At 39.2% G+C, this 26,529-nt stretch carries 23 protein-coding genes; 9 read left to right on the plus strand and 14 right to left on the minus strand.

Annotation, left to right across the window (positions count from 1 at the left end):
* Positions 1-7: 7 nt before the first annotated feature.
* The 14 genes from DYA43_RS13305 to DYA43_RS13370 form a co-directional block, all read right to left on the minus strand.
* Positions 8-1,612: an asparagine synthetase B family protein gene (locus tag DYA43_RS13305; RefSeq protein WP_061056983.1), complete on the minus strand. Its 1,605-nt coding sequence runs from the start codon at positions 1,610-1,612 to the stop codon at positions 8-10.
* 33 nt (positions 1,613-1,645) lie between these two features.
* Entirely contained in the window at positions 1,646-2,725 is a 1,080-nt protein-coding gene (locus DYA43_RS13310) for a glycosyltransferase (protein WP_081094787.1), read from the minus strand.
* Positions 2,715-3,914 (minus strand): CgeB family protein, encoded by a 1,200-nt coding sequence (locus tag DYA43_RS13315; protein WP_061056985.1) that lies wholly within the window; start codon positions 3,912-3,914, stop codon positions 2,715-2,717. Before DYA43_RS13315 ends, DYA43_RS13310 begins: the two co-directional genes overlap by 11 nt.
* Positions 3,907-4,980 (minus strand): CgeB family protein, encoded by a 1,074-nt coding sequence (locus DYA43_RS13320; RefSeq protein WP_162268969.1) that lies wholly within the window; start codon positions 4,978-4,980, stop codon positions 3,907-3,909. The genes DYA43_RS13315 and DYA43_RS13320 overlap by 8 nt, the downstream gene beginning before the upstream one ends.
* A gap of 72 nt (positions 4,981-5,052) precedes the next feature.
* Positions 5,053-6,381 (minus strand): oligosaccharide repeat unit polymerase, encoded by a 1,329-nt coding sequence (locus tag DYA43_RS13325; RefSeq protein ID WP_061056987.1) that lies wholly within the window; start codon positions 6,379-6,381, stop codon positions 5,053-5,055.
* 71 nt (positions 6,382-6,452) lie between these two features.
* Complete coding sequence (locus tag DYA43_RS13330) at positions 6,453-7,703, minus strand: lipopolysaccharide biosynthesis protein (RefSeq protein WP_061056988.1); 1,251 nt, start codon at positions 7,701-7,703, stop codon at positions 6,453-6,455.
* Positions 7,704-7,707: 4 nt separating this feature from the next.
* Positions 7,708-8,721, minus strand: coding sequence for a glycosyltransferase family 2 protein (locus tag DYA43_RS13335; RefSeq protein WP_061056989.1), 1,014 nt, complete (start codon positions 8,719-8,721; stop codon positions 7,708-7,710).
* A 1-nt stretch (position 8,722) separates the two neighbouring features.
* Positions 8,723-9,277, minus strand: coding sequence for a dTDP-4-dehydrorhamnose 3,5-epimerase (gene rfbC / locus DYA43_RS13340; RefSeq protein WP_061056990.1), 555 nt, complete (start codon positions 9,275-9,277; stop codon positions 8,723-8,725).
* Between the two features lie 5 nt (positions 9,278-9,282).
* Positions 9,283-10,155, minus strand: a complete 873-nt coding sequence (gene rfbD / locus DYA43_RS13345) for a dTDP-4-dehydrorhamnose reductase (protein WP_061056991.1) — start codon at positions 10,153-10,155, stop codon at positions 9,283-9,285.
* A gap of 10 nt (positions 10,156-10,165) precedes the next feature.
* Positions 10,166-11,032: a glucose-1-phosphate thymidylyltransferase RfbA gene (gene rfbA, locus DYA43_RS13350; RefSeq protein WP_061056992.1), complete on the minus strand. Its 867-nt coding sequence runs from the start codon at positions 11,030-11,032 to the stop codon at positions 10,166-10,168.
* Entirely contained in the window at positions 11,032-12,108 is a 1,077-nt protein-coding gene (gene rfbB, locus DYA43_RS13355; protein WP_061056993.1) for a dTDP-glucose 4,6-dehydratase, read from the minus strand. The genes rfbA and rfbB overlap by 1 nt, the downstream gene beginning before the upstream one ends.
* Before the next feature lie 21 nt (positions 12,109-12,129).
* On the minus strand, positions 12,130-14,295 hold the full coding sequence (locus tag DYA43_RS13360; protein ID WP_061056994.1) for a polysaccharide biosynthesis tyrosine autokinase: 2,166 nt from the start codon (positions 14,293-14,295) through the stop codon (positions 12,130-12,132).
* A gap of 50 nt (positions 14,296-14,345) precedes the next feature.
* Entirely contained in the window at positions 14,346-14,786 is a 441-nt protein-coding gene (locus DYA43_RS13365) for an arsenate reductase/protein-tyrosine-phosphatase family protein (protein WP_061056995.1), read from the minus strand.
* A 58-nt stretch (positions 14,787-14,844) separates the two neighbouring features.
* Positions 14,845-15,978: a polysaccharide export protein gene (locus DYA43_RS13370; protein ID WP_061056996.1), complete on the minus strand. Its 1,134-nt coding sequence runs from the start codon at positions 15,976-15,978 to the stop codon at positions 14,845-14,847.
* A gap of 590 nt (positions 15,979-16,568) precedes the next feature.
* Here DYA43_RS13370 and DYA43_RS13375 point away from each other — a divergent pair.
* The 9 genes from DYA43_RS13375 to DYA43_RS13415 all read left to right on the plus strand — a co-directional run bounded on the left by DYA43_RS13375 (position 16,569) and on the right by DYA43_RS13415 (position 26,500).
* Positions 16,569-16,829, plus strand: coding sequence for a hypothetical protein (locus DYA43_RS13375; protein WP_061056997.1), 261 nt, complete (start codon positions 16,569-16,571; stop codon positions 16,827-16,829).
* Between the two features lie 210 nt (positions 16,830-17,039).
* Positions 17,040-17,717: a YjbF family lipoprotein gene (locus tag DYA43_RS13380; protein WP_061056998.1), complete on the plus strand. Its 678-nt coding sequence runs from the start codon at positions 17,040-17,042 to the stop codon at positions 17,715-17,717.
* Positions 17,714-18,472 carry a capsule biosynthesis GfcC family protein gene (locus DYA43_RS13385; RefSeq protein WP_061056999.1) on the plus strand — a complete coding sequence of 253 codons (759 nt, stop codon included), beginning with the start codon at positions 17,714-17,716 and terminating at the stop codon, positions 18,470-18,472. Before DYA43_RS13380 ends, DYA43_RS13385 begins: the two co-directional genes overlap by 4 nt.
* On the plus strand, positions 18,469-20,712 hold the full coding sequence (locus DYA43_RS13390) for a YjbH domain-containing protein (protein WP_061057000.1): 2,244 nt from the start codon (positions 18,469-18,471) through the stop codon (positions 20,710-20,712). Before DYA43_RS13385 ends, DYA43_RS13390 begins: the two co-directional genes overlap by 4 nt.
* A 155-nt stretch (positions 20,713-20,867) precedes the next feature.
* Positions 20,868-21,806 (plus strand): ADP-glyceromanno-heptose 6-epimerase, encoded by a 939-nt coding sequence (gene rfaD, locus DYA43_RS13395; protein ID WP_061057001.1) that lies wholly within the window; start codon positions 20,868-20,870, stop codon positions 21,804-21,806.
* Positions 21,807-21,850: 44 nt separating this feature from the next.
* Positions 21,851-23,017: a nucleotide sugar dehydrogenase gene (locus tag DYA43_RS13400; RefSeq protein ID WP_061057002.1), complete on the plus strand. Its 1,167-nt coding sequence runs from the start codon at positions 21,851-21,853 to the stop codon at positions 23,015-23,017.
* A gap of 207 nt (positions 23,018-23,224) precedes the next feature.
* Positions 23,225-24,208, plus strand: coding sequence for a lauroyl-Kdo(2)-lipid IV(A) myristoyltransferase (lpxM, locus tag DYA43_RS13405; protein WP_061057003.1), 984 nt, complete (start codon positions 23,225-23,227; stop codon positions 24,206-24,208).
* A gap of 2 nt (positions 24,209-24,210) precedes the next feature.
* Positions 24,211-25,434 (plus strand): O-antigen ligase family protein, encoded by a 1,224-nt coding sequence (locus DYA43_RS13410; protein ID WP_061057004.1) that lies wholly within the window; start codon positions 24,211-24,213, stop codon positions 25,432-25,434.
* A complete protein-coding gene (locus tag DYA43_RS13415; protein ID WP_061057005.1) occupies positions 25,427-26,500 on the plus strand; it encodes a glycosyltransferase family 9 protein in 1,074 nt (357 codons plus the stop codon). The genes DYA43_RS13410 and DYA43_RS13415 overlap by 8 nt, the downstream gene beginning before the upstream one ends.
* Positions 26,501-26,529 lie beyond the last annotated feature (29 nt).

A 26,529-nucleotide genomic window follows, 5' to 3' on the forward strand; every position in this document is an offset into this window, starting at 1 on the left:
TATCTACCTAATTAATATCTTTATATTTCAAATAACTTGCCAACGTATGAAGCTGAAAAAAATAAGCAGTCTTACCATTCCTAGGAGACATGCTCTTGTACCACTGAACAGCCGAACTACTAGTAATGCCGATATCACTCAAAATATTAAGGTCTTCATCTATCTGGCCTTTACATTTCAATGAATAGTACAAATTATAATGAGCTTCCGACTGATATTTATTTTTATAAACAATTCTACCACAAGTTAGCCTAGAAATAACCAACGATAAAAAATTATCAACTCTAAATCGAAAACTCTCGACTAATTTGCTCAATCCTTCTTTTTGAGAGAATCCTTTCCCATCAATCATTTGTCTAGAAGACAACGAATACAAGTTGCCGCCGTTCAATCTTGTCAAAAGGAGATCAGAGATACGTTTATTGGCGCGATAAGTTAATGGCAAAGAAAAGACCAGTTTCATAAGTTTATAGTCACAATAAGGCAAAAGTGTTTTACAAATCCTATTTTGTTGAAACGCTAAACTGATATGGAACTTTTGATTCCTCTCAAAAATATATTTGTATTCATCTTTAGATGAAAAATTTTGGTTATCATCAAATGAATGAAATACATTTTCAATGTCTAATAATATTTCATCCTTAATCTTCTCATCCAAAAACTCTAGACCTTTAACGGCTCTAGACCAAGAATCCAATCCGGATAACTTATTATTTTCTGTTGCCCATCCAAATATCGCATCAGTATAATAATTGGATATTTGAATATAATTAGAATTTACATTTTTCAACTGTTCAAGACAGCTTAATATATGTGAATGATGATAACCTATTTGAGCACCAGAGCTATTAGAGAGAAACTTCAGATAACTATTGTAAGATTCATCACTCAATTTAAAGCCTATAGGTTGAGCGAATTCAAACTTATCACATACTTTTTTAGCTAGGGAAAATTCTAAACTGTTATCACTAGCAAAAAAAGTGAATGGTTGAACGTTTTTTATACCAACTTTATTCAAATAAGCTAATGTAAGTCGACTATCTAGTCCACCGCTAACACCAATCACATAATCTAATTTATTTGAAAATCGTGAGAATATCTCGGTTAACCTTTCATCTATCCCGTCTAATAATTCATCTGGTGTCTTAGACGAATCGATAAAGAACTCTAACGGTGGCTGACGTATCATATCTACATTTTTATCATCTACTACAATTTTATGTAAACACGGCAATTGTTTAATCTGATTAAAGATAGTTCTATCATATATACAGCTGCCAAATAAAAGCGATTCCCACACACCGGTAAAATCAACACTGCTGTTGCAGAACTTCGTCAATCGTTCAAAGTTCGAGCAGAGATATAAAAAGTTTTCTTCTTCAATAAAATAAACGGGAATAGTACAAAAAAAGTCGTTAGATAGAGTAAAGCCAGACTCGGTCTTACTAAAAACTAAACCATGGTGATGGTCATCATCTTGGACGTGGTCAGAGAGAGATAGCTTATATTCATTGTCACTTAATTTATCTACCTCTAATCCTCCCCAATCCATTTCAACAAATTGTCTTGCTTTGATATCGAACTGAATGAAGAAATCTATTTCATTGTTCATTTTACGTTTAATCCTAAATTGTTCAGAAGATAACTAATCAACCAAAATTTTCAAAATACGCTTAACTAAAGCCTGCTCCGTGAATTTTGCATAGTAACTTTGCAGATTAACATTCCCGAAAATTTCTATTTCTGTTTTTGTCATATTTTTTATAGAAGAAACTATCGAAGAGGAGCTGCCTACCTTTATAAACCTTCCATTTATACCATCTTTAAATATATCACAAACACCACCTACATCTGTGACTAAGACTGCACACTTATAACTATAAGCTTCTAAAATAGAAAGCGGCTGTCCCTCATCATAAGAAGGTAGGACAAATATATCTGCATTTTCAAACAAACGTGCTTTTTTTTCACCACTCACTACACCATGGTAATTTATCTTAGAGCCTAGCTTATTCAGTCTCTCATTTATATGCTTATTGTTGCTAGTTTCTATTGCTCCGGCAATATCAAAATTAAACATATTATCATCAAGTTTTTCAACAGCATCCAAGAATTCAAAAATTCCCTTATCCTTCATTAAGTTACTTAAAAATAATACATTTACTTTCTCATCATTAATTTTATCACCTTTATATTCCGGATCCAAAACTCCATTCTCACATACTCTAATCTTATTCGCGCTTATAATTTTAGAATGGCTATCTTTTAGTGAGTCACCTAAAACAATGAAGTCATCAACATATTTTAATGACCACAAAATTACTTTCCTAACTAGCTTATGAGAACGTTCTAAATAGGAAATAAATTTTGCGCCGTGCATATGAACAATAAGTCGACTTCCAAAAATCTTTGACAATAACATTCCTGGAACTAATCTGAGGTAACCATAAGCAGATTGAGGTGGAGTGAAATAACAAATAGACTTTCTATGGTAAAGTAAAAACAAAATCATTCTGGCAAAATTATACAAAGAGGCGATAAGCGGCACTAATTTTAATTTACCCTGTGAATTTTTGCTTTTTAACCTTCTGGATAATGTTATGTCAAACTTATAAACATCAATATCTTTACATAATGATATGTTGCTATAAATAATTTCGTTACTCAGAGACATCCCATGAATAGGCTCAGGAAATGGCCCTATCATTAATATTTTATTGTTCAAATTTCACGCCCAAAAAATTAAATATATCTTCTATCCTACTATCCCAACGATGATGAGCATTTGCATTTTTCAAAGCACTTCTTGCAATTCTCTTTCTCTCTTCATCATGTTCTAGGTAATACTTTATTAGAGAAATAAGATGCTGAGTGGAATCATAGTAAGCTATATGTTCACCTTCGAAAAATATCTCTTCAAGATCTTCATTTCTTGAAGTTATATACAGTGCTCCAGTGAACATAGCATCAAAATCGCGTAGTTTAAGGGTAGAAATACGTTGACTATATCCAACAAATCCAATTCCTAAAACGATTTTTGCTTCTCCGAAAATTTTTGCACTTTCTTCTGGGCCTAGTAGGCCTGACGGAAAACCAGGGCCAAACGCCTTCACATCAATACCAGCCGAAAGTAAATCCGAAATCACTTTAGCTCGGACACCATAGTTAGAGCCAATAAAAACAACATCATATTTTTTGGATTCAGCAGGCACAAACACACCGCCATCACTGGCTAAAGGCCAATAGATACAAGGTAATCCTCTCTCTGCGTACAGGCTTACAGCCTGCTTACTTGTATTGAGAGTTAGATCAACACTATCAGCTAAACCAATGGCTCCAGCCAATCTCCCGCGAGAATCTGTCTTCCAATGTACAGGCAGCTTATCATCCATGGCGACATTAATGACCACAACACCTGTCGAACGAATTTTATCTAAGACAGCAGGATCAACCAAAGTAGACCACATCTGTCCCATGACGACATCAACACCTTGACTTCCGCCTAACTCTTCAAAAATTGAATACAATCTATCGCTATTCTTCTGTCGCTCTTTATCAAAAATAATACTTTCACGAATAACAGGAGCCTCTAATCCATAAGATCCACTGTTACGAGTAAATACTGTCACATCACCAATTCTTGACAATGCTTGAACGAAACCAGAATAATCTTGTTCATAATTTGCACCAACCCAGATGATTCTTGGTTTTTGATTTTTGGTTATTTTTTCTATAGCCTTACATTTTAATTCATTATATTTATCATCACTTAAACTATTTATAATAGGCGTGACATGTCCAAAAATTTTATCGTAATTTTTTTCTAACTTTAAGCCACTTAAAATTGCATTTATTTTTTTAAGCAGCGCAGATTTTTTAAGAATTTTTTTTAGGTGATAAACCGAATTATTCATTTTCACTACCTTCATGGTATTTATTTAGAACTTGTTTCGCTCTATCTAAAACCTCATGACCGTCAGATATCAATCGTCTCCTACCAGATTCACCTATATTTAATGCCAATTCTGTATTAGACATATAATATTCCACTTTTTTGATTAGCTCATCTTTGGACTTAAAGAAATCAGCTTCTACACCTGGTTCATAAAGCGATGCGAGATCTTCAGTGAACTCTGAGAGCATCATTGTGCCTGTTGCTGGTATTTCAAAGCAACGTCTAGTGTAGGTGTCTCTATTCAGTTTAGAAAGAAACACAAGAGCAACCTTAGATTGGTTCAAAACTAAATTATAGTCATCGTATACAGGAGAAATCTCACCATTTAACCTCACTATTTCTTGATATAGTTTTGACTTTTCCCAACCGGTACCAAATAGTTTAACGATATAATTATTTTCCAAAAGATCCAACATGCACGAATCTCTTCCATCATCTTCAAAGTGACCAATAAAGATAACATCATATTTTTTATTAATATTATCTAATTTGAAGTTCCTTTCATGCGTGTAATAACTTCTCAGTAAAGAAGCATTTGTATTACCTAGTTGAGAAAATTCATTAATATTATGTTCACGATAGCAAAATAGATGATCGTAAAGCGGTACACTGTTGATAAAATGTCTCCAGAAATATTTAGGGTAACGAGGAGAAAAAGGGTCATCGTTATTATACCCAAAAACTCTGCTACTCGTATTTTTTTTAATTTCTTTTAACGTTGATGGATGTATGTGCGTGCCTCTATAAATAAAAATTAAATCAGGCTTGAACAGGTTCACCTGTTCAATTAAGTCTCTATTTATTTTATTTACAGCAGGACCTAATATATACTTGTTCTGAAGCCTATAATAAATTGACTTAATCTTATTATTATCCGTTTCATATCTAGTAGAATATTGATAGTGTTTAAAGTATTCTTTCCAGCTAAATCGGCGAACCTCATGTCCCAACTCTTCAAATGACTTGGCGAACACTTCTGCATAAATCTCTGCACCATGCCAATCTGCGACCACAAGTATTTTCATATACCTAACCACCATTGTTTATAATACGACCTATCTTTAAAGTCGCGTTGTAAATGAAAAAAACAACTTTTATTAATCAAGTCTCTTGGAAGAAAAAGCAAATAACAGCAAATATATGAATGGTAGAAATTTTAGAGCATTAATTAGACCTGTTGTCGACATCCAAAATGTCGTTAATGTTGCAGGAATTACGACAAATGAATATAAAGAAGCATTTATGATATTTTTTTCAGACCATTTTGAAAAAATACCAAATATACATCCAAATAAAATCATTAAAACCAGTCCAGGATAACTAAAGTTGGCAAACAATTCTCCTTGAATGGATGTAGCCGATTGAGTGGTTTCTGGCCATCCCATTTTTCGGGTAATGTCATCAATACCGTACCATTCTGGTTTGCTAGGATAAATAGATCTTGGTACGGGCATCAATAACATATCTGTAATAGTTTTCCCCATAAAAAGTCTATCCGAATCTTCTCCATAATACTTAACTATAGAAGAAACACCTAAAAGAGAACTTCCCGTTAAGTTCTTGTTTATCTCATTTACAAATGAAAATGACACATTGTTTATTTCTGACACGTTCCGAGCTATATATAACGTTCTTGAAGCTCCAACAACTATAAATAGCCCAACAGCAATAAGGACTACTTTTCTAGATAGGTTCTTTAAATCCCTTTTGCCTGTGCCTATATTATTTTTATTGATAATATAGGCAGTTAAAGCACCAAAGCCTAATAAGAAATTTAATATGGTGCCTCTAAATAATGTTGTAAATGCTACAGCTAGACATATAAAGATTAAAGTAAACCTCAGTCTTGGATATCTTTTCTTAATAAGATCGGAACTAAATATGAGTGAACTAGATATAAAGACTATAGACATTGCCATAATTTTTACTTGTCCAAGCATTGACAAATAATATGGTAGTTCTACAGTATTATTAAATCTTTCAGACAAAGAAATTAAAATATAGTTACTCACACCACCAAAAAACGACAACGTCAAGTAAAAATAAAGCAAAAGGAATGACAAACTAAAAATTAGTAAGTTTCTAGTTCTTTTAATACTGATATATCTTTCATATTTTCCCTCGCCTCCAAATTTCATCTTCTTTGATAGAAAATATCCTAAACTAAAAAACACCCATCCAATAAAATAGACTATAACACCATAAATAATATCAGTTTCATCTAAATGGCTCATCCAAGATGCATAAACGTTTAACTCTTTGTTAACTAACCTTATAACAGCAGGAATATACACATCCAGTATAGAGAGAGAAGAAATAATGAACCAAGGATTGAAAATATTCCCTGACTTGGAATAGTAAATGTATAATGACAACAAAACAACAACTAAGAAAATAACAGTCGATATAGTATATATTGTTTCCATATTAATCCTACTATATTGGGATTTACAATTAAGTCAAAACAACATTCATTAACCACACTTAAAAATTTATTTTAGTATCTACGTCTTGATTTAAAAACAATTATTGTCGTTGATAAAAAGTAAACTAAATATGATGTGAAATAGGATGCTATTGCTAACTTAAATGAAAAATTTTCACCATAAATAAAGAAAACAAAAGGGATAACGATACCTGAAAGTAAATTAGGATATAGTAAACTCTTTGTATCATATTGAACAAGTAATGTCGTACCATTTAACATAGCGCAACAGAATAGATAGTAGGATATAAACGCCCATGGTAATGCCCATGAATATGCTAGATATTTTTCATCGGTGAACAATTCAATCACTATATCTGAATAGAAAATAAGGAATACAAAACCTATAAAACCAAACAAGTAAAGAATCTGAATGAATCGACTAAATTTTCTATCGACTTCATATCTATTTTTTCCTTCATCATTTTGATAAAGAATAGGTATAATATAGGCTGACACTAGTGACTGCAATGCTAATGGCACTATAACTGCAATTGATGTGATTGCGGTAAATACTGCTACATCAGACGTACCAAGTTTTGTCTCTATAATCCACCGAAGCGATGAATCTCTCGACCAACCAAAAATAGCCCAAATCAATAAAGGGGCAGAAAATGTTAACGTTTTTTTCCATACGTTCCAGAAAGATGACCATGGTATGTATCTGATATGACTAATGTATCCTTTCATACAAACCATAATACTCATCGTATTTGATATTGCATAAAGCAACACAATATAGAGCACGTTGATTGATGGAAAATTGAAGTAAATGGCAACGAATAATAACTTGGTTGAAAATTCCGTTATTATAGCAAGAGAGTAAAGTTTTCTTTTCCTATCAGCATTGACTATGGCTCTTACATATATCTTTATTACTTCGGTGGAGACAAAAAAAGCTATTGTGAAAAATTGCGTATACCATATTTCATTTTTAAAGAAAAGCAAAGATATTACATAAGATATTAAGACGTATATTACAACCAGGGTAGAAATGCCGAAAATCATCGAGGAATACAGCTCTTCCCCTTTATTTTTCTTTATGTATGTTGACCTATAACGATAAAAACCTTGCTGAAGCGCAGTGAAAGGTACAGTTAATACAAATGCACTCGCTGCCATAACAAGTGAGAATGTACCATAACTGGTCAAAGAAAGATTGCTGGTCAATAACTTAATTAAGACCACTCCAGAACTCATCTGCAGAAATTGTGCAAATACCGTCCAGAGCAGTTCTTTATTTCTTAATAGTTTTCTAAACATATGATTATAACTGTGGCGTTTTGCCTAGAACATTTTTTAGTTCACTTACAATTCTGTCACAAATGTTTTTACCGAAAATTGTTAAAGCAACCACATAGATATAATAATAGATTGAACAATTAAAACCCATGCCATTTAGTTTGCTAACATAGCTTAGAAAAACTTTTACTCCTTTATCTCTTTGTATTGCTAAACTTGGATAAAAGTACTTAGACATGTCCTTTTTAACAAGACTCGTTGAATTTAGGTTGTATTTTTTATCTATATATCGTGTGATATCAAAAAATCCTTTGAGAAAGTTTAATGAATTCTCAACAGTAATTGTTCCTGGCGTGTAACGGCCTTTTTCGGACTCAGAAGTACCAAAGTAAGGAATGCCTTCCTCAAATGCCATTGTGAGAGGCTCATCAAAATACGCACAATCGTAATTTATGGAGACTTCAGCAAGCAAATATAGCTGATATAACAACCCACCATCAAAGTCATCGATGATTAAATCTTTTACGTAATGTCGGTTTATCGTAAAACCTGAAATAAATACACTTCTTCTAAACAGCTTTACGTAAGTTTCCTGACCTTTGACAAATATTTTTGTCCCATCAAAATATCTAAACTTTTCAACATTGTCATTTTTGAATCGGTGTTGATGAGACTTTAGGATATAACCCAGACTACTATTCTCATTCAAAAATGACATCATTTTATCTAACCCACCAGGAATGAAAACATCATCATCCCCCATAAATATAATGAAATCGTTGGAAGCTCTTTTTACCAGATTCTTAATATTGTTGTCATAACCCAAGTTTGTTTCATTTTCGTGGTAAACAACTTTATACTTGGTTCTTTCTTTATAACTGTTAGCAACCGATTTTATCTCATCCCTTTTAGGGCTCTTATCTTCGCATATTAAAACTTCTATATTTTCACTGTAGTTAGAGTCTATAGAGTCTAATAGTCTAGCTAATTCTTGTGGGCGATTATAAGAAGGAATGCATATTGATATCGTTGTTTTCATTTTATTTACCATTAAAAAATTGTGCATTTTTGAAGCTTACGCCAGACATATCCTTGCCAGATAACAGAGGAGGGGTAGTGATCGGCCACACAATATTCAGATGCTCATCATCCCACTTTATCGATACTTCTGAAGCAGGATCATAATAATTAGTACATTTGTACACAAATTCAGCTTCTTCACTTGTTACGTAAAAACCATGTGCGAATCCTTCTGGCACCCACAACTGACGCTTATTTTCTGCCGAAAGATACACTCCCACCCACTGGCCGAAAGTGGGTGATTGTTTGCGCAGGTCAACTGCGACATCAAAGACTTCCCCTTGAACTACACGAACAAGCTTTCCCTGGGTATTCTTTGTTTGATAATGAAGTCCTCGTAAAATGCCTTTTTTTGACTTTGAGTGGTTGTCTTGGACAAAACAAGTTAATTTTCCGGTAACACGCTCATCGAACTCTTTTTGGTTCCAGGTTTCCATAAAGAAACCTCTTTCATCTCCAAAGACTGTCGGCTCAATTATTTTTACTTCGGGTATATTTGTATCAATTACTTTCATGTCTTTTACTTGTAGTTTTCAATATTATCTAATGCACTCAGCCAATCACTGGGTTCGATACCAAATTGTTCAAATATTTTCCGGCAGTTTAAACGAGAATTGGCAGGACGCTTCGCTGCAGTAGGGAATTCCGAACTGGTAATGGCAAAAGTTGAAGGTAGTTTGTCTAAAATCTGAGCCCGCTTGGCATGCATAAAAATTTCATTCGCAAACTTATACCAAGACGTGTGAGGCATACCCGAAAAATGATACACGCCCCATTCAGGTGTACCGCCACGTTCAACGAAGCTGACCATTGCAAGCAAAGTATTTGCTATATCCCCAGCATACGTCGGCCCACCAAACTGATCAGACACTACGCTCACCATATCTCGCTCAGAGCCAAGCCTTAGCATGGTTTTAACAAAGTTATTCCCATATTCACTAAAGACCCATGCTGTACGAACGATAATATGCCGAGAACATTGAGCTGCAACTGCAACTTCCCCTGCTAATTTGCTTTTACCATAGATTCCTTGCGGGGCGGTGACATCGCTTTCTTCGTAGGGGTGCTCACTTGCACCATCAAAAACATAATCTGTTGAGATATGGAGAAATACTGCCCCATATTTTTGTGCTGCGAAGGCTAGATATTCGGGGCCATCCCTATTCACCGCATAAGCGAGTTCAATTTCTTTCTCTGCTTTATCGACAGCCGTATAAGCAGCGGCGTTGATGATATAATCAGGCTCAAACTGAGCGACAGTTTCTAAAACTGCCGCCTGATCAGTAATATCCAATTGGTTTCTATCCAAAGCAAGTAGTTCAACACTATCCCGAATCTTCTCAACTAGACACTGCCCAACTTGGCCATTACTTCCTGTAATCAATATTTTCATCACTCTCTCCTCAATTCTTAATCAAAGAGAGCAAGTAACGTCCATACTCATTTTTAAGCATAGGTTCTGCAAGTCTCTTAATATCTTCTCTTGTCAGCCATCCATTTCGCCATGCAATTTCCTCTAAACAAGCGACTTTCAGTCCCTGAACGTGTTCTATGGTCTGTACGAAAGATGAAGCTTCATGCAAACTCTCATGCGTTCCTGTGTCTAGCCAGGCAAATCCACGCCCCAGCAATTCCACATTTAGTGATCCATCAAATAAATACATCTCGTTGATAGAGGTTATTTCATATTCCCCTCGAGCTGAGCGTTCTACGTTTTTAGCAAAATCTATGACTCGGTTGTCGTAAAAATATAATCCCGTAACAGCATAACTCGATTTAGGCTTTGCTGGCTTCTCTTCAATGGAGATAGCTTTCATGTTGGCGTCAAATTCTACTACACCAAAACGCTCGGGATCTTTCACCTGGTAACCAAAGACTGTCGCACCCGATTGCCTCGCTGCTGCATTCTTGAGGGTATTACTGAAAGATTGTCCGTAAAAAATATTGTCCCCTAGCACCAAACAGACACTATCATCACCGATAAACTCTTCACCGATAATAAAAGCCTGAGCTAAACCGTCCGGGTTTGGTTGAATTGCATACTCAAGGTGTATTCCATAATCACTGCCATCACCTAATAAACGCTTAAAAGCAGCATTGTCGTCTGGTGTTGTGATAATCAAGATTTCTCTGATACCCGCCAACATCAGAGTCGAGATCGGATAAAACACCATTGGTTTGTCATAAATAGGCAGCAATTGCTTGGATACACCACGAGTTAGAGGATACAGACGAGTCCCAGAGCCCCCCGCAAGTATAATACCTTTCATTATTGCAACTTCTCCTGAGTTACACCCAGGCGATCACCGGTATATGAACCATCAAGTACTCTCGACCACCAAGTTTGATTGGTCAAATACCATTTAACTGTTTTGCGAATACCCAATTCAAAGGTTTCCTGTGGTTTCCATCCTAGCTCGCGTTCGATTTTTGCCGCATTAATTGCATATCGAACATCGTGTCCCGGGCGGTCTGTTACATAAGTAATTAAGTCTAGATATTGTCCAACACCGGAAGGTTTGTTGGGCACGAGTTCTTCAAGCAGAGTGCAGATCGTTTTTACGACGTCAATATTCGCTTTTTCATTATGCCCACCAATGTTATACGTCTCGCCTACCACACCTTCTTTGACAACTAGATATAAAGCTCTCGCATGATCTTCAACATATAGCCAATCTCGAATTTGCAGACCATCTCCATAGATAGGTAATTTTTTGCCGTCTAAAGCGTTAAGAATCATCAAAGGAATCAACTTTTCAGGAAAGTGATATGGCCCGTAATTGTTAGAACAGTTAGTCACAATTGTCGGCAAACCATAAGTTCTCATCCACGCTCTCACCAAGTGGTCACTTGATGCTTTTGACGCTGAGTAGGGGCTGGACGGCGCGTAAGGTGTCTCTTCGGTGAATAAATCATCGCTCCCGTCAAGATCACCGTAGACTTCATCTGTCGAAATATGGTGAAAACGGAATTTCGACTTTGCTTCAGAGTCTAGAGAATTCCAATATTGACGACTGACTTCCAGTAAGTTGTAGGTACCTATAATATTCGTTTCTATGAACGCGGAAGGACCGTCAATAGAACGGTCAACGTGCGACTCAGCAGCTAAATGCATTACAACATCCGGATTGTGCAATGCAAACACTCGTTCCAACTCAGATTTATTGCAGATATCAACCTGTTCAAAAGTATAACGCTCACTATCACACACGCTATTTAACGATTCTAAGTTCCCAGCATACGTTAGCTTATCTACATTGATTACCAAATCATTAGTATTGTGAATAATGTGTCGAACTACCGCAGAGCCAATAAATCCTGCGCCACCTGTTACTAAAATCTTCATACTTAAGTTCTGCCAACTGTCTTATTTATTATTGGATTCATAACTGTAGTTGTAATAGCCATACCCATATGAGCTGGACGCTTTCTTCTCAACCGCATTCAGAATGATGCCTTTGACTTCAATACCCGATTGTTCGAAACGATTACGTGCAACATCGATTTCTTTGGCTGTATTTTGGCCAAACCTAGCCACCATTAAAGTGGTACCAGCAAATGCCCCAACAATACTCGGATCAGTCACCGCAAGCACTGGCGGGGTATCAATGAGTACCAGATCATAGTTTTCACTTGCCCAATCCAGTAAATCCCTGAATCGCTTATGCATCAACAATTCAGAAGGGTTCGGTGGAACCTGACCACGAGTAATAATATCCAGATGTTCAATACTCGTTTGACGAATGGTTTCCTCTAACTTAATTTTCCCACAAAGATAGTCAGATAAACCATTGTCCCATTTTAGACCAAAGCACTGTTGCAAATAACCTTTTCGCATATCTGCATCAATGAGCAGAACACGTTGCCCGGTCTTAGCAGCAACAGCCGCAAAGTTTGTTGAAATAAATGATTTTCCGATTCCCGGAGCCGGGCCAGAAATCATAATTCTGTTGTTCTTTGCTTCCATCATCGCAAAATGCAAACTGGTTCGCAGCGCACGCAGAGCTTCTATCGATAAATCTGCAGGGTTTGACTCCGCAAGTAACGTTGTGCCGTGATTTCGGCGCCCTTTGCTTTTCAGTTTACTGGCTAACTCTATTTGCAAGTTGGACTTAGGAACACTGGCATATACCGATAAACCCAATGCTTCAATTTCATCCGGGCTTTCGACTCCCTTGTGGAACGCCGCTTTAAGAATAACAAAACCCATACTCAAAAATGCGCCAAACATTGTACACAAAATAACTGTAATGGTTTTCTTTGGCTTAACGGCTTGAGAATATGATTCGGCAGTATCCAGAATTCTAACATTGCCGACAGTGCTTGCCTTAATAATACTGAGTTCCTGAACCTTATTGAGTAATTGGACATAAATTTGTTGGTTTACTTCAACATCCCTTGTTAAGCGCAATATTTCTCGCTGTGTTTTGGGTAGCTTCTGAACTTGCTTATTCAGTTTTTCCTTTTCATTCAATAATGTTTGTCTTTTATCTAAAAGAGACTTATATGCAGGATGGTCTTTGGTAAACCTCTGGCTAACCTCACTCTCTTTAAATGTTAATTCATTAAGTTGAGTTTCTAACTTAACCATAACATCCAACGTGGATTTAGCCTCAAGTCCTAAATCAATGGAATCATTTTGTCGACGAAAATTATTTAGTTCGTCTTCCGCCATTGTTAGTTTTACTTTAATTTCAGGAAGATGACCTTTAAGAAATGATAGACTTTTTTCAGCTTCTGCCGACTCTCTTTCTACATTTTGAAGAAAGTAATTTTTACTAATATCGTCCAATATTTTCTTTATAAATTGTTTATTTTCACCAACAAAACTCAATAAAATAATTCCGGTATTCTTGCCTTTTTCTGTAATTGATAAGTTTTGGCTCAGAAAAGATATTGCATCCAGTTTGCTTCTTTTAGCGATAGAAAACCTAAAACCATCTTCCGATTGAATATCAGATATAAATATTTTATACCCATTGGATTCAGCCAACTCTCCTACTTTTCCTGTCAATACCGAATCGCCACCGACAAAAAGTTGATAAATGCCTCGCTGTCTATCTTGAACAACGATTTCTGCTTTCTGTTCAGAGGTAGCATCTGGCTGTTCAAAGCGAGAAACTGATATATGATTTATTTCACCGAATAGCCTTGAAAGTCCTTTCCCAATTACAGGTATATATTCAGGCGTTACGACTATGGTCAGATTAAATTTATCGACTGTGTCTCCAAGAATCATTCTTGATTTAATAATTTCAATTTCGGTGTCAGACGATGATTTAGAAGAAAATGCATCTCCCATATCTCCAACAAGAGCCGATATTCCACTGGAACTTTTCTGTTCTATCTGAAGAAGTGCGTCTGCTTTATAAATGGGTGTTGACAACAACGCATAAACAACCCCTGCGATAGAAAAAGCAAATGTTACAGTTAGAATCAACCATTTCGAGTCTAGTAAAACACCAAAGAGTTTCTTTAAATCGATTTCATCGGAAGAATCATCTACTTTGGATTTTATATTTTGCGTTGTCATATATTACACTTTTTGACGATAAGTTAGTTTATTGAACACTGAACCGGAGTTTATAATTTCTCGCACCATGCTTTTGCAGAAGCATCAAGTAATTGGTATACATGTTCGAATGCTTCTAGGCTCTGTTTGTATGGATCTGGGATATCGATTTTACCTATCCACTGTCCAAATAACATTGTTTTACCTCGTGCTTCAGGCGCAATACTGGTCAACGCTTCTATGTGTCCCTTTTCCATCACTAAAATTAAGTCGTACTCAGAACACAGTTGAGATGTTAACTGACGAGAGCAATGCCCTGACAGATCAACATTGTATTTGTTAGCGGTAAGTACAGCAGAGCTATCTGCAGACTTTCCGATCAAATTACTTTTCGCTACAGCAATTCCTGCTGATGCGACTTCCTTCTCTGGCATAAGGTTTTGTAGCATACGTTCACCCATAGGCGAGCGACATATATTACCAACACAGACCACTAAAATTTTGTTGAACACGCTTTGGTTCCTTTTCTATGATTCAGAGAGAAACAAACCACTAAGGGCAAAAACCTGTCTATGGCCAATTTCTGATTCTCAATGCGCCTTCAGTAAGCTCATTAAACCCTGATATAGTTGGTACTAATAAGCTGATTACACGATTCCAACGTGTCAATGGCGCAGCTGTTACATACACAATATCGTAAGGTTGTAAGCTAAATTCTGTTCCAATGACTAAGGCAGTAGCATCTTTTATGTTCAATTGGTAAACGTCTGCTAGTCGCTCTGCTTTATTCGGCGAAGTCCTGATCACAAAGACTCCCGTAGCATCTGCAGACAGTTCATTTATACCACCAACACTACTCAGCGCTTCTGTAAGACTCATTCCTGAACGGTCAATCTTCAACATTTGAGGATCATTCACTTCCCCCATCACAAATACTTTTTGTGCGTCGTTTCTTGGGATATGAATGATATCTCCTGATTGAAGGAGACGATTCTGAGTCAGGTCACCTTTTTGCATTAACGCATACAGAGATATCAACTCTTCTGATCCGTTTCTGGTAAGCGTTACATTTCGCCAATCAGCATCCGTTGATAAACCACCAGCATTATTGACCGCATCCAACAAGGTGAGGGGAATGTTGGTAATTGCTTGTTGACCTGGCGAGTTTACTTCACCAGTAACATATGTCTTTTGCGAACGGAAAGCGGCGACGTTGACATCGACTTGAGGACTTTCAATATACTTAGCCAATCGTTGGGCTATTTCGGCGCGGATTTCACGAACGGTTTTACCCGATACGTTTACTGTTCCGATATAAGGATAAAAAATTGTACCATCGGCGTGAACCCAGTTCCCTGCCTCTGCAGAACTTCGATAAGACCCTGCAGGAATCGTTAACTCAGGGTGATCCCAAATGGTCACATTAAGTATGTCCCCAGGCCCAACTCTGTACTCATAGTTTGAGATTAGATTGTCTAAATTGGGATTCGATTGAGAGCGATATTGAACTGTGCTTTGCACTTGATTGACACTGTGAGCGTCCAATGGATAAACATTGATAAGGTCAGAAACATCACTAGTTTGAGTGTTGTTTTCAACTTCTTGCTTATCGATTGTAGATAGGTGTGAGCCAGGCACCATAGTGCATCCAGCTAAGATAGACGGCAGTAATACCGCACAAAAGAGATTTTTTTTGAGTTCCATGTAAGCCAATTTTTTGTTACGAGCGAATCATTTGCTCTTGTTTTCACTGGAAAAAATTCACCATACCCAAACTACTGGGTATCGCGTCTATTTCAATATGGTTAAAGACTAGAGTGTTAACCTTTAACTATATTGTTTAACCAGTAAATGTATACCTTACCCCTAAGGGCACCGCACTTTCATACTACTTTCTTTGCACCAAAAGAAAACATGAACACCTTGCAAATGTGGCTCTAAGTCCAAAGTCAGGCACGCTACCGCCCATTGGTATTTACGCAAACCACACCGCGCTTATGAATCATTGACATTGAAGAAAGTAAAAAAATTTGACGTTGTATTATTTGCGGCAAACATTACCGCGTTTATATTATTCGGCCGTTAATTATGCATATAGTCACCTCAATGACAATTTATTGTCTCAAATTTATCGCTGTATTTTTACTTATCCGGTTGTGTAAACCAATCATCCGATGGCCCCTTTGATGCATATGCCCGTTTACTTCATCAATAGTTTGTATCTACAATGAGAATCGAAGTGCAATACACACTTCAAACATCGATGTTAAAATTTGTATGTATAAGGATTTAGTATGAAAAATATTGCGTTAGCAATGCTACTGGCGTTGGGTGTCTCATCTACAGCTTTCGCTACAGGTGAAGAAGGTGCAGCGGGTGCGGCGTCAGGAGCTGGTGGTGGTGCAGCTGGTAGTGGTGTAGCAGCGGGGGCGGCAACGGGTGGATTAACGGCAACGACTGTTGCTGTTGGTGCTGCTGTTGTTGTAACGGCTACTGTTGCTATAGCTGAGAACAGCAACAGTGACGGCACAACTGGCACAACTGGCACGAACTAAGCGAGGATAGACATTCCTTTTGGATTCATGTCGACATCTAAGCATTTTGAAGACCAACTTTTGTTGGTCTTTTTTTCATAAAATAGCTCACATTTTTCCAAAAAATTAACCAGTTAAAAAACATGTCTAAGATTGCTGCGATTGATTAAGGCTGTTAATCTAAATCGCTAAAAATGATAACCCAACACGATAAACAAGGCTGTTTAGGCTATGACACAAACGTTAGGATGGCGTAATTTACGCAGCGTGATACTTATATTAAACATCACATTGCTAGCTGGATGTTCACAACGAATCTCGAGCGTAAATGAGACACTTAAAGAAGCTTTCTGGGGAATTGATGACGTCGAGCTAAGTGCTCAACAAATATCAGAGTTACCTTTCGCCAGTGCCTATGTTCGTCTGAACGATGGGCCTAGAGTCTTTATGGTTTTGGCATACGCAGAAAAAAATCCAGAGACCGGCCAAACGCAACTCAAATGGATATCGCACGATCAAGCGATGATCATTACCGAACAAGGCCGCATCGTCAAAACTCTTAATTTGCCTCAACAAAATTTGGCTCAGCGCGAAAGCCATAGGAAGAGCTGGGAAGAGCCATCTCAATGGCAGACTCACTTCGATTGGCAAAAAGGTAGTCATTATGGCTATACCGCTGATGTATCCACTACCAAACTAAGCAGCGAGAAGGTAACGTCCGAACTTTGGCAGGAAACACTAGATCATTGGCTAGAAACAGTATCGTTCCCTGAGCTGTCAAATAGTTTCCAAAACCACTATTGGGTTAATAAACAAGGCTGGGTACTTAAAAGCGTCCAGTACATCGGCCCAGATATGGATCGCATCGAAATGGATATTCTCAAGCCATATGTAGAGGTGCAACAATGACCAAATTCCTTCCAATATGGCTTTTGGCTGGTTTGACTTTCTTGCACAACGAATCAGCTTTGGCTAATTCTCCAACTACGGTGATTCTTGAAAACCACCAATTAATGCTGCAATACAATCAAGCAGTTCGTCTCGATCGAATACTACTGGATGCACAAAACCAAGATAACCTAGTACAAGGCCTAAATACCTACCATGAAGGCTTTCGCCTGTTCGCCAGTGATAAAGATCAGCAAGCCCGCAGTCTTCTCACCAAAGTCAAAAAGCAGTTAAATACGCTGCTGCATGATGAAAATTACCATCGTGCGGCTAAGCAATTACTCGCTCAACTAAGACTTTATCAGTACGGATACCGAGAGATACTAAATCTGGATCTTGACGCTACTAGAATTAAACCGGAATTGAACCCTATCCTAGCGGGTCAATATCGCCTTCAGCTAACACAACGGCCTGATTCTATTGTCTTATTTGGCTTGTCTGAGCAACAAAAGATTAAGTTCAAAGCTGATTATACTATTGCAGATTATATTCAAAACTCGCGAGCATCGCACAAGAAACATCATAGCTACGCATGGTTGATTTCTCCAGAAGGCAATGTTACCCGCGTCGGTTACGCCTATTGGAATGATGAGTCAACACATATCAAACCCGGTAGCGCTTTGCTCGTGGGATTTGGTAGCAATGACAAAGAGATTATTCAGCTCGAGCAAGAAATTGCCACTTTGATTAGCATGATTGAGGGTTCTACTCTATGACACACTCTGTACGCTCATCCACTTCGTCTGTCTTTACACTGAGCGCAGTCTGTGTTGGCTTACTATCCAGCCCACTATTAGCCTCCCAGTTGACTCCCGTGGATTTCAAACCATCACAATCCGATTTTGGTGGTGTGGGGCTGATGCAAATGCCATCAGGCAGAATGGCCGCCGAAGGAGAATTCAACTTTGGCATCAGCGTCAATGATGATTACCAACACTTCAACACCTCAATTCAGCTCTTTCCATGGTTAGAATCTACAATTCGCTACACTCGTGTACCGGATATGTTGTACAACCCAAATCCAAGTTACAGTGGCGATAACCTATACACAGATAAAGGGATTGACGTAAAGCTACGCCTACTTGAAGAAAGTTACTGGCTCCCTGAGACCTCGATCGGGATCCGCGACATTGGTGGTACAGGCTTATTTGATGGTGAGTTTATTGCTGCTACCAAGCGCTGGGGTAATTTGGATGTTACCTTGGGAATGGGCTGGGGTTACATTGGACAAAGCGGCAATATCAGCAATCCATTCTGTACCACAAGTGATAGCTTTTGCGGACGAAGTACTGAGACGAAAGCAAGTGGTGGTTCAATCGATGCTGGCCGCTGGTTTCATGGTCCTGCAGCAATATTTGGCGGTATTGAATATCAAACACATTATGACCCACTACGCATCAAGGTAGAATATGATGCGAATGACTACTCACAAGACTATCCTCACGTTTCTAGTGGCAAACCTATGCCTCAGAATACACCATGGAACTTTGGCGTGCTTTATCGCCTTGGTGATTGGGGCGACGCTAAAGTCAGCTACCAACGCGGCGACACCCTCACTGTTGGCCTAAACCTCTATACCAATTTCGACCAACTTGAGGCAATTTGGCGAGATGAGCCGAAAACGGCGGTCACTCGTCGTCCGGTTGCTAACCCGAATTGGGATGAAGTCAGCGAGCAGCTTGCGAGCAATGCTGGCTATGAGAAAAATACCATTCGTCAAGATGGCGACACGTTAATCATCACTGGTCAACAAACGAAATATCGCGATCGCGAAGAAGCACAAGATCGCGCAGCCGCGATTTTAGCCAATCATGCTCCAGAAACCATTCGTACTTATAAAATCGTAGAGCAACGCAATGGTGTCGACTTGACCGAAGCTGAAATTTCAGCAAGTGGATATAAAAAAGTCGCCAACCACGACTATATCGGAGCGAACATGTCAGACATCACGACGTATTCGGAACCGAACACACGAGCTTCCGGGCAACAACTTGCACAACATAATCAGCGTTGGGGTGCCGGTATTTCACCCGTTCTACAACAATCGTTTGGCGGACCAGAGTCATTTTATCTGTATCAAATTGGCTTCAATACCAATGCAAATGTCTGGTTGACCAACAACCTTGAAGCCAGTGGCTCGATTTACGTTAACCTTGCCGATAACTACGACAAATTTAACTACGTCGAGAACAACCCGCACATTTCCAACTTTGCGGTACCGCGTGTTCGCACCATGTTTCGCGCCTACGTTCATGACAACCCCGTGCGTTTAAACAACTTGCAACTGACGTGGTTTGAGCAACCGTTGCAACAAGTGTATACCCAAGCCTACGCGGGCTACCTAGAAACCATGTTTGCAGGTGTGGGTGGTGAAGTTCTTTATCGTCCATTGAACAGCAATTGGGCCATCGGAGTGGATGCCAACTTAATCTCTCAACGTGATCCTGACTCTTGGTTTGGTACCTTTAGCGATCCGTACGCCTACTATGATGGCTATAATGCTAGCAACTGCAGTGCCGGCGACGTGAGCTGTCAAGCATACGTACTCGACCAAGGCACAACCGGTCAAATTACCACTTATTACACGCCACAATGGGAGTGGATCGATAACACCCTGTTTAAAGTCAGTGTCGGTAAATTCCTCGGTGGCGATAAAGGGGTCCGTGTTGACTTTTCAAAACAGTTTAAATCAGGTGTCATTGTAGGTGCGTTTGCAACCGTCACGGATCTGACCACGGAAGAATATGGTGAAGGCAGCTACAACAAAGGGTTCTACGTTTCCGTACCGTTTGACATCATGACCATTAAACCATCCACCAGCCGCGCGAACATCGCATGGCAGCCAATCACTCGCGATGGCGGTCAGATGCTTAGTCGTAAATATCACTTGTATTATCTCACCGATGCTCGTAGCCCATGGTTTGAGCGGAAGAGTCATGTTTCCTCCAACGACTAACTCATCTATTCAGTGGGGTTAATTTTTCATTAACCCCATTCTTGAAAACCCTGTATCCATGCGCTTATTACTCAACTACTACGGTGGGTCAGATAGCCATGAAAAAACATTACTGCTAATATTCGTTTCATATTTCAAGCTGAAGTGGAAAGACTATGATCATCGTAACTGGTGGAGCTGGCATGATTGGCAGCAACATCGTCAAAGCTCTGAATGAGCGTGGCATCACTGATATTCTGGTTGTGGACCACCTGAAGAATGGCCGCAAGTTTAAAAATTTAGTAGATCTTCAAATCGCAGACTACATGGATCGTGACGACTTCCTAACTCAGATCATGGCCGGAGATGACTTTGGCCCTATTGATGCAGTTTTCCATGAAGGTGCTTGCTCTGCCACCACCGAATGGGATGGCAAATACATGATGCTCAATAATTATGAGTATTCTAAAGAACTGCTACATTACTGCCTTGAACGAGAAATTCCGTTCCTTTATGCCTCCTCTGCAGCGACCTACGGCGAAACTGATACCTTCGTTGAAGAACCACAATACGAAGGTGCTCTGAACGTTTATGGTTATTCAAAACAGCAGTTTGACAACTATGTTCGTCGACTGTGGTTAGACGCTGAAGAACACGGCGAAAAACTTTCTCCAATTACTGGATTCCGTTACTTCAACGTCTATGGTCCACGCGAACAACACAAAGGCTCCATGGCGTCCGTCGCATTCCACCTCAATAATCAAATGAATGCGGGCGAAAATCCAAAGCTATTCGCAGGTAGTGAACATTTCAAACGTGACTTTGTTTACGTTGGTGACGTAGCAGCCGTTAACCTGTGGTTCCTCGACCACAGCGTCTCCGGTATTTTCAACTGCGGCACTGGTAATGCAGAATCATTCCATGAAGTAGCTAAAGCCGTCATTACTCATCACGGCAAAGGCCAAGTTGAAACCATTCCGTTCCCAGAACACCTTAAAGGCGCTTATCAGGAATACACTCAGGCCGATCTGACTAAGTTACGTGCTTCAGGTTGCGATATCGAATTTAAATCTGTCGCTGAAGGCGTCGCAGAATATTTATCGATAATCAATTAATCCCATCTAGTTTTCATTGTATTGAAGCTATAAGAGAGAACACTATGAAAATAGCAGTAGCAGGTACAGGGTATGTTGGCCTGTCCAATGCTTTACTTCTGGCCCAACACAACGAAGTGGTTGCTCTGGATATCGTTCAGGAAAAAATTGAGATGCTGAACCGTGGTCAATCTCCGATTGTCGACAACGAAATTGAACAGTTTCTAACGGAGAAATCACTCAACTTTACTGCTACCACCGATAAAGAGCTGGCCTATAAAAATGCTGAGTTTGTGATTATCGCCACCCCAACCGATTACGACCCAAGCACCAACTATTTCAATACAACATCCGTTGAAGCAGTCATCCGCGATGTGATGGCCATTAACCCAACGGCGGTAATGGTCATTAAATCCACCATTCCGGTCGGTTATACCGAAAAACTCAAGCAGGATTTGAACTGTTCAAACATTATTTTCTCACCAGAATTCCTGCGTGAAGGCAAAGCGCTGTACGACAACTTGTACCCCTCTCGCATTATTGTGGGAGAAAAGAGTGAGCGCGCCGAAACGTTTGCAAATCTATTGAAAGAAGGCGCAATCAAACAAGACATTCCCGTTTTGTTTACCAACTCAACCGAAGCAGAAGCGGTGAAGTTGTTCTCGAACACATATCTCGCCATGCGAGTGGCGTACTTCAACGAATTGGATTCTTACGCAGAAGTTCATGGCCTCGATAGCCGCCAAATCATCGAAGGCGTCAGTCTTGACCCTCGAATCGGCAATCACTACAACAATCCATCTTTTGGTTACGGTGGTTACTGCCTGCCAAAAGATACCAAGCAGCTTCTCGCCAACTACCACGATGTGCCAAACAACATTATTGGCGCTATCGTGGATGCGAACCGTACTCGTAAAGATTTTATTGCAGACTCTATTATTCAGCGTCAGCCAAAGGTGGTGGGTATCTATCGCCTGATCATGAAAGCAGGTTCCGATAACTTCCGTGCCTCTTCAATTCAAGGCATCATGAAACGCATTAAGGCGAAAGGTATCGAAGTGATCGTGTATGAGCCAGTACTTAAAGAAGAGCACTTCTTCCATTCACGTGTTGTGAATGATCTTGAGATGTTTAAACAGCAAGCTGACATTATTGTCTCAAACCGTTTAGCGGAAGAGCTCAAAGATGTGGAAGCTAAAGTGTATACACGTGACCTTTTTGGCAGCGATTAAGACTTCAGTCTAATATTCCTGTACTGAACGGCCACCTCTGGGTGGCTGTTGTTTATTCATCACGATTGAAAGCTCCATTTTCAATGGCGGCGAACAGAAAATAGTCGTGTACCGAACTTACCCCCACATTGCTTACTGTTTCCCACTCAGTTAGCTGCTATAATCGGTCACAATTTTACGCAAAAAGCAATCGAATCTGAGCCATTTATGCCGTCATCAAACTCCTCATCATCACTACGCAATGACCATGATGATTACGCCTATAATCCGCAGTTCAGTTGGCACTTTCTTCATCCTCGTTATTGGGGTACCTGGCTGGCAGTGATTTTTGCCTGTCTACTGAGTTTTCTTCCAATATTTTTGAAAAGAGTACTAGCCCAAAGTCTCGCCAAGTTTGCTGTGAAAGTAAAAAGTAAGGCGAACACTCGGGCACGGGTCAACTTGCATATGTGTTTCCCGGAAAAATCCGTCGATGAGCGAGAAAAGATTCTGCAAGAGATGTACATCACGTCTGTGATGTTCTTAATCGGATTTGCGTCCACATCACTGCGTAGTAAAGCATGGCTGGAACACAATACAACTATTCGTGGCTTTGAACATGTAGAACATGTATTGGAGCGGGGAGAAAACGTTATTCTTCTCGTACCACATACTTGGGCCATCGATATTCCTGCTATTTTACTTGCCTCACGAGGTCACCCTGTTTCTGCAATGGCAAAGAGCCAAAAGAATAAGGTGTCGGACTGGTTAATGCATAAACAACGTGTTCAATATGGTGGCCGCGTTTACGATCGCAGCGTCGGAATCAAACCCTTTATCAAATCTGTGCGTAAAGATGGCTATTTGGGGTACTACTTACCTGATGAAGACTTAGGTCGAGAACACAGTGTATTTGTGGATTTTTTTGCTACGCAGAAAGCAACCATCGCGGGTTTAGGTCGCCTTTCTACACTGAGTAAATCGAAAATAGTACCGCTATTTGCCATGTTTAACAGCGAAACCGGACAATATGAATTGGATTTCTACCCTGAGCTTCCATTCCCAACCGGAGATGAGCATCAGGATGCGAGAATGATGAACGAATGTATTGAAGACTATGTTTCACAACGCCCTGAACAATATATGTGGATTCTTCGACTACTGAAAACGCGCCCAGATTCTGACATCAATCCATATCAAGTTAAACAATAAATATGAGTGTAAATCTTTTGAATAAGAAGACCTTTAACGAGGTGGTTTTACTGTTACCCTTCGTATTCTCTTTTGCTTTTATGATTTGGTTTGAAGGGGCAAGTAAAGTATTAGTGATGACAACGGTAATCTCACTGTTAGGTTTCGCTATTGGTTTCAGAAAAAACTGCAAGACCTTTCTCATTGAAAACTTGTGTAAACCTTTTCACATTCTTATCTGGGCATTCGCGCTTTTTATCTTTATTCAATCTTTCCTGCATGGCGTCAGCTCCCGAGAAATAAGAGCATTACTTTGCTTATCTCTTATCGCACTTTATTTCCCTTTTTGTGCGATTAAGCCTGTTTACTACCGGGCCATTATAGCTCTCGGGTGTGTGACGGTTTTTGCCAACAGCATTTATTTGAATATTGTACTGGGACTCAGCCGTGAATCCGGAGTAATAAACCCAATCCCTTACGCTGGAATAACTGCCCTTCTAGCTTTGTTGTCAATTCATTTTTCTTTAACTTCAAAAAGCATCAATACGAAAATCTTGTTTGGATTTTTTGCAATATTGCCAGTGACTAGCTTGATCCTAACAGAATCTCGTGGGGTGTGGTTAGCCTTTGCCTGCGCGCTGCTCGTCCTTGTGTTTAATAAATTCAAACTCACACTTAAGAGAATAATTCTTTTTCTGATACTAATTTCTTCTACCGTATTTATGTTCTCTACCAACTTTGTCGATCAACGTATAGAGCAGACTCGTTATGAATTTGAACAGATTCAACAAGGCAACATGAATACCTCCATCGGTCTGCGACTGCAAATGTGGCAAGCTGCAATCAAGTTGTCAGAAGGTAACTGGTTATTAGGGTTGGGAACTGAACATTTCAACAAATTAGAGTTGCTCTACCAACAGCAGAAAGTATCTAAAGCTCTGTATGACTACCATCCACCACACTATCACAATCAGTTTGTCGACAGTGTTGTAAAATCAGGAGTCATCGGGCTTGTTTTTCTATTATTCTTACTGTTTATGCCTTTATATCTAGTTAGGCACGTCAATAAAAATGTAAAAAAAATTGTAGGTTCCATAGTTATGCTTTATGTCATTATGGGACTAACCGATGCACCATTTTATAATGGGCAAACTTTTATCTTGTACGTACTCTCTATGCTTTTTTTGCTAAACAATACAGCTCAGCCATCGACACAAGCAATAAATGTGGAGCCAATCGGTGCTTAAGAAATTAAAACAGCTCAATCGAGCTCTACGCAACAAGCATAAAACACTCAAGTTGAGCTATTACTGCCAACGTTACGACAAAGCACCACACTCAAAAGTCCAACTCAGAGAAATTAAGTCTCTGGCATTACTACGTTGGGACAACAAGCTTGGCGACGCTATTATGAGTGGCCTACTAGTAAAATTGCTGCAACAATACCGACCGGATATTCAGGTAACAGTTATAACGCCCGATTTTTGTGCAAACTGGTTTGAAAAATCAACGAGCTGCAACACTATTCATTGTGGTAAGCGAAGCGTGGAAACGGCACAATCATTACGAGACTTTCGTGGTCAGTTTGATGCAGTTGTTGAACTAGGAACCAGTTTTGACTTTAAAGAATTGCTAGCCCTACACGCACTGGGGGCATCCTATAACATTGGATTCAATAAAGAATCACACCCGATTTTCAATGTATGCCTTCCCAAAGAGCATATCCATTTTAAGGATCGCTACCTTGCGGTCGCAAAGCTCTTTTGTGATGCACCGGAGTCAACAGAGATTCCACTGATTCCTTACTCAAATTCAACCATTGTGGATAAAAGCACAACAACCATCGCTATTAACCTCTTTGGTTCCAGCAAATATCGTCAGTTTTCCAAAACGGAAGCCAACAAGTTGCTTAATCATTGGTTACGCGATTTCCCTCAAGATACCCTTTACTTGATTCCGGTGCCGGGGAAAATTGAATTTCTGAAAGAACTTTTAGCTGAAATCGATAACCATCGTGTGCAATTGCTTTGCGAAACACCTTCGCTGGAGTTTTCGCTTCAACTGCTCAGTCAGGTCGACTTGTGTGTCACGCCCGACACCTCCGTGGTTCATATGGCCAGCGCTTTGAACACACCCATTCTGGCGATTTATGCCGACGACCCTCGCAATTTCCAAGAGTGGCATCCTCTATCAGATAAAGCAGAGGTGGTGTTTAACCCACCAGCCAAAGACCGAAACGACCGAGTCTATGTGCATGATTTTGAATGGTCAGAGCTAAAGCAAAAGCGCGAATCTCTGCTATCTTCACACTAAAAGAGCAAAACGCTTGTGTTCATTATTCC

Origin of the sequence: Vibrio fluvialis (assembly GCF_900460245.1) — a bacterium.
In the GTDB taxonomy this organism is placed as follows: domain Bacteria; phylum Pseudomonadota; class Gammaproteobacteria; order Enterobacterales; family Vibrionaceae; genus Vibrio; species Vibrio fluvialis.